The organism is Enterobacter cloacae complex sp. GYL001 (assembly GCF_049237125.1).
In the GTDB taxonomy this organism is placed as follows: Bacteria; Pseudomonadota; Gammaproteobacteria; order Enterobacterales; family Enterobacteriaceae; genus Enterobacter; species Enterobacter hormaechei_C.
In genome coordinates, this window is sequence record NZ_JBMKGW010000034.1 from 1 (window position 1) to 9130 (window position 9130).

Annotated in this window: 7 protein-coding genes and 1 pseudogene; 4 read left to right on the forward strand and 4 right to left on the reverse strand. The window is 57.7% G+C overall.

What is annotated here, in order from left to right:
- From ACOTWU_RS24530 to ACOTWU_RS24540, 3 genes and pseudogenes are all read right to left on the reverse strand, one after another.
- Positions 1–702: pseudogene (locus tag ACOTWU_RS24530) on the reverse strand (MFS transporter); the annotation flags it as partial.
- Between the two features lie 96 nt (positions 703–798).
- Entirely contained in the window at positions 799–2406 is a 1608-nt protein-coding gene (locus ACOTWU_RS24535; RefSeq protein ID WP_017693069.1) for an FGGY-family carbohydrate kinase, read from the reverse strand.
- Positions 2407–2417: 11 nt separating this feature from the next.
- Positions 2418–3167: an SDR family oxidoreductase gene (locus tag ACOTWU_RS24540; RefSeq protein WP_017693070.1), complete on the reverse strand. Its 750-nt coding sequence runs from the start codon at positions 3165–3167 to the stop codon at positions 2418–2420.
- Between the two features lie 162 nt (positions 3168–3329).
- On the opposite strand from ACOTWU_RS24540, the gene ACOTWU_RS24545 reads away from it, so the two are divergent.
- Entirely contained in the window at positions 3330–4361 is a 1032-nt protein-coding gene (locus tag ACOTWU_RS24545; protein ID WP_032654226.1) for a substrate-binding domain-containing protein, read from the forward strand.
- Here the strand turns inward: ACOTWU_RS24545 and ACOTWU_RS24550 are convergent.
- Entirely contained in the window at positions 4358–5305 is a 948-nt protein-coding gene (locus ACOTWU_RS24550; RefSeq protein WP_017383561.1) for a sugar-binding transcriptional regulator, read from the reverse strand. The genes ACOTWU_RS24545 and ACOTWU_RS24550 overlap by 4 nt on opposite strands.
- Positions 5306–5516: 211 nt before the next feature.
- Between ACOTWU_RS24550 and dalD the strand changes: the two genes are divergently transcribed.
- The 3 genes from dalD to ACOTWU_RS24565 all read left to right on the forward strand — a co-directional run.
- Entirely contained in the window at positions 5517–6884 is a 1368-nt protein-coding gene (gene dalD, locus ACOTWU_RS24555) for a D-arabinitol 4-dehydrogenase (RefSeq protein ID WP_017693073.1), read from the forward strand.
- 9 nt (positions 6885–6893) lie between these two features.
- On the forward strand, positions 6894–8357 hold the full coding sequence (xylB, locus tag ACOTWU_RS24560; RefSeq protein ID WP_023304094.1) for a xylulokinase: 1464 nt from the start codon (positions 6894–6896) through the stop codon (positions 8355–8357).
- 67 nt (positions 8358–8424) lie between these two features.
- Positions 8425–9130, forward strand: a 706-nt coding sequence (locus ACOTWU_RS24565; protein ID WP_045324599.1) for an MFS transporter, incomplete at its 3' end; no start/stop codon positions are given.

The following is a 9130-nucleotide window of genomic DNA, read 5'->3' on the forward strand; positions in this document are numbered from 1 at the left end:
TGATACGCACCATGCTGGAGAGCAGAATACTGCGGTTGGTGTAGAGCAGCGTCGCTGCACGGCCCAGCTCGGCGAATTTTTCCCGGGTGGAGAGATTATGCATGTGCGTTGGGGTTTTGACGCTGCGCAGGGATACCATGGCGATGATTCCCCCCGCCAGACAAAACGCCAGTGCCAGCCACAGGGTGCCCATCTCCCCGATGTGCGGAATGGTAAAGCTCGGAATATAACTGCCCGCCACGCCAATACCTACGGAATAAACCGCCCAGTACCAGCCCAGCGCCGAGCTGGATTTATCGCTACGCACATTATGAATAATGACCACGATGAAGGCGTACAAAAATAACGGATAGGCCAGGCCGCGGATCCCATAGAACAGCAGCATTAATGCGTAATTTGCCTGACCCAGACCAAAAACGAGAAACAGGACGTGGAAAACGCACCACAGGACGAAGCCAATCAGCATGGTTTTTTGCGGGGTGATGATTTCAGCCACCACGCCGGAGATCCACGCGGAGAGCGCCGCCGCGAGACCTTAAAGCGTGAAGGCGAAAGAGGCTTCAGCAGGCGTGAAGCCCAGTGATTTAATATAGTGCGACAGGAAAGCTCGAAACCGTCACCCGTCATAAAGACCGCGATCGCCAGATATCCCCATAGCAGGTTCAGCGGCAATCCCAGCCACTGTTTATTTATTTCGGACATATTGACCTCGTTTGTAGCGTACAGGTAAGCCCACACCGGAAATATTCCGGCGTGAGTTTTCTTATTGTCTTTTTCTCTAAATATACTGACGTGTATTTATTCTCTGATTACTGTCGCAGTTTGTTGTAACTGCTTATAAGCCTCGTATCGACGCAGATGAAGGGACTGAAAGTTCGCTTGCGGATAGAAATATTTATCCACGTGTGTAAATTGTTTCATGGCATCGGTCACTGAAGGCGCTATATTTCCCGCCACCGCCCCGAGAATGGCCGAACCCAGTAATACCGGTTCGCTGCATTGGGTCGCTAACACCGGCAGCCCGCAGGTATCTGCCAGCAGCTGGCGAACGAAAGGGTGCTGGCCCGCGCCGCCGCTGATAACGATATTTTCGGTCTGTACGCCGCATTCACGCTGGGCGTCAATGATTTGTCGCAAACCGTAACCGATACCACACAGACCGGCCACATACAGTGCCATCAGGTTATTGATATCGTTCTCCATGCCCAGCCCGCAGATCGTGGCCCGCGCATGGGGATCGGCAAAGGGCGCGCGGTTACCCAGAAATTCGGGTACCACGTGCAGTCCTGCTGCCAGGTTCACCGCCTCTGAGGCGGTGGCGAAGGTCTGTAAAAGCCTGTCCGCCAGGTAAACCGGCAGCGGCAGGTCTGACTCCTGTGCCAGCTGGCGCGCTTGCGGTGCGGCAGGATGGAAACTTAATAACCGATCGATAGCGGCACCCGCGGCGCTTTGTCCGCCCTCAATCAGCCACAGTCCAGGTACCATCGCGCTAAAATAAGGCCCCCAAACGCCGGGCACAAAAACGGCGCTCTCGGCGCTGGTCATGGTGCACGATGAGGTGCCAAAGACATACGCAAGATTGTTCAGCGCGCCGCCGCCAACGCCCAACGTCCCGATGCCGCCAGCGTGGGCATCAATTAACCCTACCGCCACCGGCGTGCCTGGCAGCAAGCCCATCTCACGCGCGGCCTGCTCCGTTAAGCCCTCGCCGCAAGGGGTGCCGGGGGCGGCAATATGCTGCCCTATGCGGACAAAATCTTCTCCGGCCAGCTCGTCCAGGCCAACGGTGCGGAAATAGTCCGGGTCCCAGCGATTCTCATGGGCCAGCCACGTCCATTTACAGGTTACGGTACAGATGGAACGGGTGACATCGCCGGTCGCGCGCCAGGTCAGGAAATCGGCCAAATCGAAAAATTGCCAGGCGCGATCGTAGACCTCTCGGTGGTTTTCTTTCAGCCACAGCAGCTTGGGCGTCTCCATTTCGGGCGATATTTTCCCGCCAACGTAGTCCAGCACCGGATGATGGGTGGCGTTGATGCGCTCCGCCTGGTCTGTCGCACGGTGATCCATCCAGACGATGATATTGTTTTCCGCTTCACCGTCAGGGCTGACCGCCAGCGGTTCGCCATTGTTGTCCAACACCACCAGCGAGCAGGTGGCGTCAAACCCGATGCCGGCAACGCTCTGCGGAGTCGTCCCGGAGCGCGCCAGCGCCTCGCGGATGCAGCGGCAAACGGCCTGCCAGATCTCGGCGCTGGACTGCTCCACGCGGCTTCCGCTGCGGTGCACGGTGGCAATTTTCTGCGTCGCGTGGGAAAGCAGCCTGCCGCTGAGATCGAAAATGCCCGCGCGAACGCTGCCGGAGCCGACGTCTACGCCGATAACGGTTTCTGGTGTACTCTTCATCCTTACGGCCCTTAAAGATCGACGCTGTTAGGCAGAATCACCAGATCCCGGACGGTAACGTTCTTCGAACGGGTCACCATGAACAACACCGATTCTGCGACTTCAATCGGCTGCATCAGGCTGCCGTTTGCCAGCGCTTCATCCATTTTGGCCTGCGGCCAGTCGTCGAGCAGAGCCGTCACTACCGGCCCAGGCAGAACGGCTCCGACGCGTACGCCATGTTCCGCGACCTGACGACGGGTGGTATGCACGAACGCCTGAACGGCAAATTTGGACGCGGTGTAGATCGGCTCCCAGATAACCGGCACCACGCCCGCAATGGAGCTGGTGAAGATAATATCGCCTGACTTCTGCGCAATCATATGCGGCAGTACGGCGCGAACGCAGCGGAAGGCGGCGTTGATATTCAGGTTCAGTACGCGATCCCAGACGTCCGGGTCGCCTTCAGCAACCGGCCCGCCGATGTAGGCGCCTGCATTGGCGTGAAAAATATCCAGGCCGCCGGCGAGGCCGACAATGTCGCTCAGCATCGCGTCGACTTGCTCGGGTTTGAACAGATCGATTTGCAGGGCAAACGCGTTCTCGCCCAGCTCGGCGACAAGGCGCTGAAGCTTCTCGCCTTCACGGTCGATTAACACCACCTTTGCGCCAGCGCCGAGCAGCGTTTTTGCACACTCCAGGCCAATACCTGAGGCGGCGCCAGTGATAGCAGCGACTTTGCCCTGAAGGGAACTATTCATGGAGGGGACAGAGTGATTCATTTTATAATCCTTTATGCAGAGATGATTTTTAGGGTGTGTCTGCTTTCGCGTGAAGAACGGGGGTTCTGACTGACGCGTGAAGCAAACTGCTCAATCGATGAAGCAGATCTAGCACTTGCTTATTTCTCCAGCAAGAGACATTCAAAATGAAGAGGCGATTTTGTGACGCGCGTTGAGAAAACGAAGAAAACGACCATTTACGATCTGGCGGAACTCACCGGCGTTTCTGCCAGCGCGGTGAGTGCTATTTTGAATGGCAACTGGAAGAAACGCCGCATCAGCGCCAGCCTGGCAGAGAAGGTAACCCGCATTGCACAAGAGCAGGGCTACGCGGTTAACCGTCAGGCAAGCCTGCTGCGCAGCAAGAAATCGAACGTTATCGGCATGATTGTGCCGAAATATGACAACCGCTATTTCGGCTCTATAGCGGAAAAATTCGAAGAGATGGCGCGTGCCAGAGGGCTGTTGCCGATTATTACCTGCACACGCCGACAGCCGGAACTCGAGCTGGATGCCGCCCGTGCCATGCTCTCCTGGCAGGTTGACTGGGTCATTGCCACGGGGGCGACACACCCGGACAAAATTGCTGAACTCTGTCATCAGGCGGGCGTACCTACGCTAAATCTTGATCTGCCGGGTACCCTGGCGCCCTCTATCATTTCGGATAACTACGGCGGCGCGAAGATGCTGACAGAGCGGATCCTCGCCAGCAGCTTTAAACGGTTTGGTTCGCTGGCTCCGCTGACCTTCGTGGGCGGACGCCGGAGTGATAACAACACCGCAGAGCGCCTGCGCGGGTTCCTTGATGCCCATCAGGCCCATGGGCTGACCGTTCCGGAACAGCAGCTGCTGGTCACCGGGTACTCGTCATCGCGCGTGGAGGAGCAGCTCAGAGCCACCTTCCCGTCGCCATCGACGGCGCTAAAGGGGCTGTTTGTCAATTCGACCATTTCGCTGGAGGGGGTGGTACGTTGGCTGGCCCAATACGGGCAGACCGGCCAAAATCAGCCGCCGATGGGTTGTTTTGACTGGGACCCATTTGTCTCTCTGCTGGGACATGATATCGACATGGTGCGCCAGGACGTCCCGGCGATGCTGGAGAAGGTATTTGAAATTCTCGATTCCGGTGATACCTCGGTCAGGCGTATTGAGATCCCACCGGAACTGATTGGCAGCCAGAGCGTCACGGGCTAGCCCTGACGCGTCAGCAGCCAGCGCGCGGTCTGTTCATCCGTCACCAGACCGTTTACCCAGCCGCCTTTGAGGGCGGCAAGGATCGCCGGGCGTTTATCCTCGCCGCAGGCGGCCGCAATACGTGGACACTGGCTCTGGCGAATATCGTAGCTGGTAATAAAGCGATTAATCTGGCTGTCGATGACCTTGCCGTCGGCATCGATAAAGCGTCCGAGTATTTCGCCAACGCCACCGCGCTGGGTCAACTCTTCCAGCTGTGCCTCATCGATAAACCCGTCTTTGAAGATAGGGCTCTGCCTGCCCAGCGCCCCGATGCCGACAAAAATCACATCGGCCGCATCCGCCACGGCGCAGACGTTACGGAACAGGCGGTTTGAGCACCACATCTCATGCTCCTCGCTGGACTGAGCATAGCGCGGCGCCGGCCACTGGTAATATTTTCCCTGAATTTTACGCGCCAGCAGCAACGGCACATCATCGTAATAGTTACATTGCCCGTGCTCGTTCATGGCGCTGATCAGGGCGACACAGCGGGTGTTGTGGCTGTCAAAATCGATACGCTTGATGGTTTTTTTTAGCGTCAGTCCGGAGCCAATTCCGACAACCGTGGGTTTATCACCTTGCAGGTAGCGGGCCATCAGCTGATAACAGCCAAACGTCACGCTATCCAGCGCGCTTTCATTGCGGTAGACGGGCACAATGTTGCAGTGGGTCAGGTGATATTTTTCCGCGAGAAGTTGCGCATAATCGAGGCAGTTAGCGACAGGGTGATGAAGCCCAATCGAGACAATGCCTTCCTCTTTCGCGGCGGCAATCAGCCGCTGCACCACCGGTCTTGATGTGCCGAGCTGGCTGGCAATTTCGCTTTGATTAAGCCCGGCGATGTAATACATCCATGCCGCCCGCACTTTTTGATCGAGCCTGATGTCATCTTCTTTGCTCACGTTTCCCTGCCTCAAGAGTGGGGTTGAGGGCGGTCAACACCCACAACAATTGTCTGTCATTCTGGCGGGTGCTCCGCGCTGAGGCAAGCGGTTTGCTCTTTATTGGTCATTTGTTATTTAAGTGGTCATTTGTTCTTTTGTGATCTGTGGCTCTTATTTTAAGCAAATGATCATCTACAGTTCAGCCATAACCTCACTGGAGAACAGAACAATGACCGAGAAATACACATGGCTACATATTGGACTGGGGTCTTTTCATCGTGCGCATCAGGCGTGGTATCTGCACCGCCTGATTGCCGGCGGCGATACGCGCTGGCACATCGCTGCGGGCAACATACGCAACGATGCTGAACATGTGGTGCAGGCGCTGGCCGCGCAGAAGGGGCGATATGTACTGGAGACCGTCAGCCCGGAAGGCGAGAGAGACTATGAAGAGATCGCCTCGATTCAGACGCTGATCCCGTGGCAGGCGGATTTGCAGCCGCTGATTGCCGAAGGGGCGAACCCGCAGACTCGGGTCATCGCGTTTACCGTGACGGAGGGGGGCTACTATCTGGATACCAGCCACAGGCTGGATGTGGCCAATGCCGATCTGGCGAGCGATATTAAGGGCGGCTGTAAAACCATCTACGGGACAATTGCCCGCATCCTCGAAGCGCGTATGGCGAACGGAGCGGGTCCGGTAACCTTGCTTAACTGTGACAACGTGCGGCATAACGGCGAGCGCTTCCACGACGGGTTGATTGAATTCTTAACCCTCAGCGGCAAACAGAGGGTCATCGACTGGCTGAGCGCTAATGCGACCTGTCCGAATACCATGGTGGATCGCATCACACCGCGTCCGGCGGCCGATCTCCCGGCGCGCATTAAGGCCCGGACGGGCATAGACGATAACGCCCCGGTTATGGGGGAACGCTTTATTCAGTGGGTGATTGAAGACAATTTCCGCGACGTTCGTCCCGCGCTGGAAACGGTGGGCGTGGAGCTGGTGGGATCCGTCATCCCTTATGAAGAGGCGAAGATCCGCATCCTCAATGCCTCCCATAGCTGTATCGCCTGGGCGGGTACTCTGGTCGGGCAGCAGTATATCCATGAAAGCACGCTGACAGAGTTTATCTACAAGATTGCCGACCGCTACGTGACGGAAGATGTCATTCCCTGCCTGGGAGATAATGGCATCGATCTGCCAGCCTACCGCGACGTAGTGCTTAAGCGTTTTACCAACCCCTGGATTCAGGACACCAACCAGCGCGTCGCGGCCGACGGGTTTTCGAAGATCCCGGCGATGATCGCCCCAACGCTGCGTGAATGTTACCAGCGCGGCGTACGTCCTGACGCTACCGCTATGCTGCCTGCGCTGTTCTACGTCTATATGGAGCAGTGGCATCACGGCAAGCTGCCATATGAATACCAGGACGGTATCCTTAACGCCTCTGCGGTACATGCGATGTTCGAATCGGACGATCCGATAGCCCGATATGCCAGCGATACCGCCCTGTTTGGCGATCTGACCGGCCGGGAAGATTTTGCCGCGCTTCTGCGTGAAAAAATCGCTGACGTCTACGCGCTGATTAAGTGAGAGGTGGGTATGTATCTGGGCATCGATCTTGGCACATCAGAAGTAAAGGCGCTGGTCATTGACGAAAACAACGGCGTTGTCGCCACCCATAGCGCGCCGCTGACGATACAGCGTCCGAAGCCGCACTGGTCTGAACAATCGCCGGAAGCCTGGTGGGAGGCAACCGAATACCTGATTGCCACCCTCCGGGAGAAGTGCGGCCACCACTGGCAGGCGATAAAAGCCATTGGCCTTTCCGGGCAGATGCACGGTGCGGTACTGCTGGATGCCGCGGGTGAACCCCTGCGTCCGGCCATCCTGTGGAATGACACCCGCTGCGCGCAGGAGTGCGCAGAGCTGGAAGAGATGGCGCCCGAACTGCACCAGGTGGCGGGGAACCTGGCAATGCCGGGGTTTACGGCACCAAAGCTGCTCTGGGTGCGCCGTCATGAGCCGCAGAACTTCAGCCGTCTCGCCACCGTGCTGCTGCCGAAGGATTATCTGCGCTTCAAAATGACCGGAAAAAAAATCTCTGATATGTCGGACTCGGCCGGGACGCTGTGGCTGGATGTGGGAAAACGAGACTGGTCGGATGCACTGCTGGAAAAATGTGAGCTGTCGCGTGCCGCCATGCCTGCGCTGGTGGAAGGGTGTGAGGTCTCGGCGCTACTCGAACCTGCGGTAGCGCAGCGGTGGGGTCTGAACCCCTCGGTTATCGTTGCCGGCGGCGGGGGAGATAACGCCGTCAGCGCGATAGGGGTTGGGGCCGTTTCGCCGGGCGATGCGTTTATTTCGCTGGGCACCTCCGGCGTGCTGTTTGTGGTCACAGATGCCTACCGTCCGGCACCCCAGTCTGCCGTGCACGCGTTCTGTCACGTGCTGCCAAACCTGTGGCATCAGATGAGCGTGATGTTAAGCGCCGCCAGTTGTCTACAGTGGTTTTGCCGTCTGGTGGGCGTCACGGAGCTGGCATTGCTTGAGGAGATCGCCCAGCTAAGCGATGCGGAGAAAGCGAGCGCGCCGATGTTCCTGCCGTACCTTTCCGGGGAACGTACGCCGCATAACGATCCCTGTGCACGGGGCATGTTCTGGGGGCTAACGCACTCCAGCCAGCGTGCGCTGATGGGGTATGCGGTGCTGGAAGGCGTCAGCTTCGGTATTGCCGATGGCCTTCGCGTGTTGCAGGAGAGCGGCACGCAGATTGAACAGTGCTCCCTCGTCGGCGGCGGGGCGCGGAGCCCCTTCTGGGCCCAGCTGCTGGCCGATATTCTGGCGATGCCGGTGGTGACGCATAAGGGCGGCGAAACCGGCGGTGCGCTGGGGGCTGCACGGCTGGCCTGTCTCGCAGCCGGTAAGCCGCTGGCTTCCGTGTGCGAAAAACCTGAAGTCTATAAAACCTGGCGCAGCGATCCGGCGCGCCACCGTGCGCTGATGACGCGTTACCAGCAGTTTAACGCGCTTTACCAAAACGACCTGAACTACCGAAACCCATAATTCTGTGGCAAAGACCCTCCGGTGATGCTGCCGGAGCGGTTCCCTGTACCCTAAAAACGAGGTCAATATGTCGTTAAATAACAAACAATGGCTGGGATTACCCCTGAGTCTGGTCTGGGGGTATATCGCTATCGCGGTCTTTATGACGGGCGATGGTTTCGAGCTGGCATTCCTGTCGCACTATATTAAGGCGCTGGGCTTCACGCCTGCTGAAGCCTCTTTCGCCTTCACGCTCTACGGTCTCGCGGCGGCGCTCTCCGCATGGATTTCCGGCGTGGTGGCTGAAATCATCACCCCGCAAAAAACCATGCTGATTGGCTTCGTCCTGTGGTGCGTTTTCCACGTCCTGTTTCTCGTTTTTGGTCTGGGTCAGGCAAATTACGCATTAATTCTGCTGTTCTACGGGATCCGCGGCCTGGCCTATCCGCTGTTCCTCTATGCCTTTATCGTCGCCATTGTGCATAACGTTCGCAGCGACAGTACCAGCGCGGCGCTGGGCTGGTTCTGGGCGGTTTACTCTATCGGCATCGGCGTGTTCGGCAGCTACATTCCGAGCTTTACCATTCCGCACATCGGGGAGATGGGCACGCTGTGGCTGGCGCTGGCATTCTGCGTAACCGGCGGGATCATTGCGCTGGTCTCTATGCGTAAGGTGGAAACGCCACGGCATATGCAGACTCTCTCCACCCGGGAAAAATTCGCCGAGCTGGGCCGTGCAGCGACGCTGCTCTACACCAACCGCAGTATTCTGCTCTCCAGCATGGTGCGTATCA

Coding starts and splice junctions, on each gene's coding strand:
- xylB (WP_023304094.1), top strand. CDS start 6,894: ATGTATCTGGGCATCGATCTTGGCACATCAGAAGTAAAGGCGCTGGTC.
- ACOTWU_RS24535 (WP_017693069.1), bottom strand. CDS start 2,406: ATGAAGAGTACACCAGAAACCGTTATCGGCGTAGACGTCGGCTCCGGC.
- dalD (WP_017693073.1), top strand. CDS start 5,517: ATGACCGAGAAATACACATGGCTACATATTGGACTGGGGTCTTTTCAT.
- ACOTWU_RS24540 (WP_017693070.1), bottom strand. CDS start 3,167: ATGAATCACTCTGTCCCCTCCATGAATAGTTCCCTTCAGGGCAAAGTC.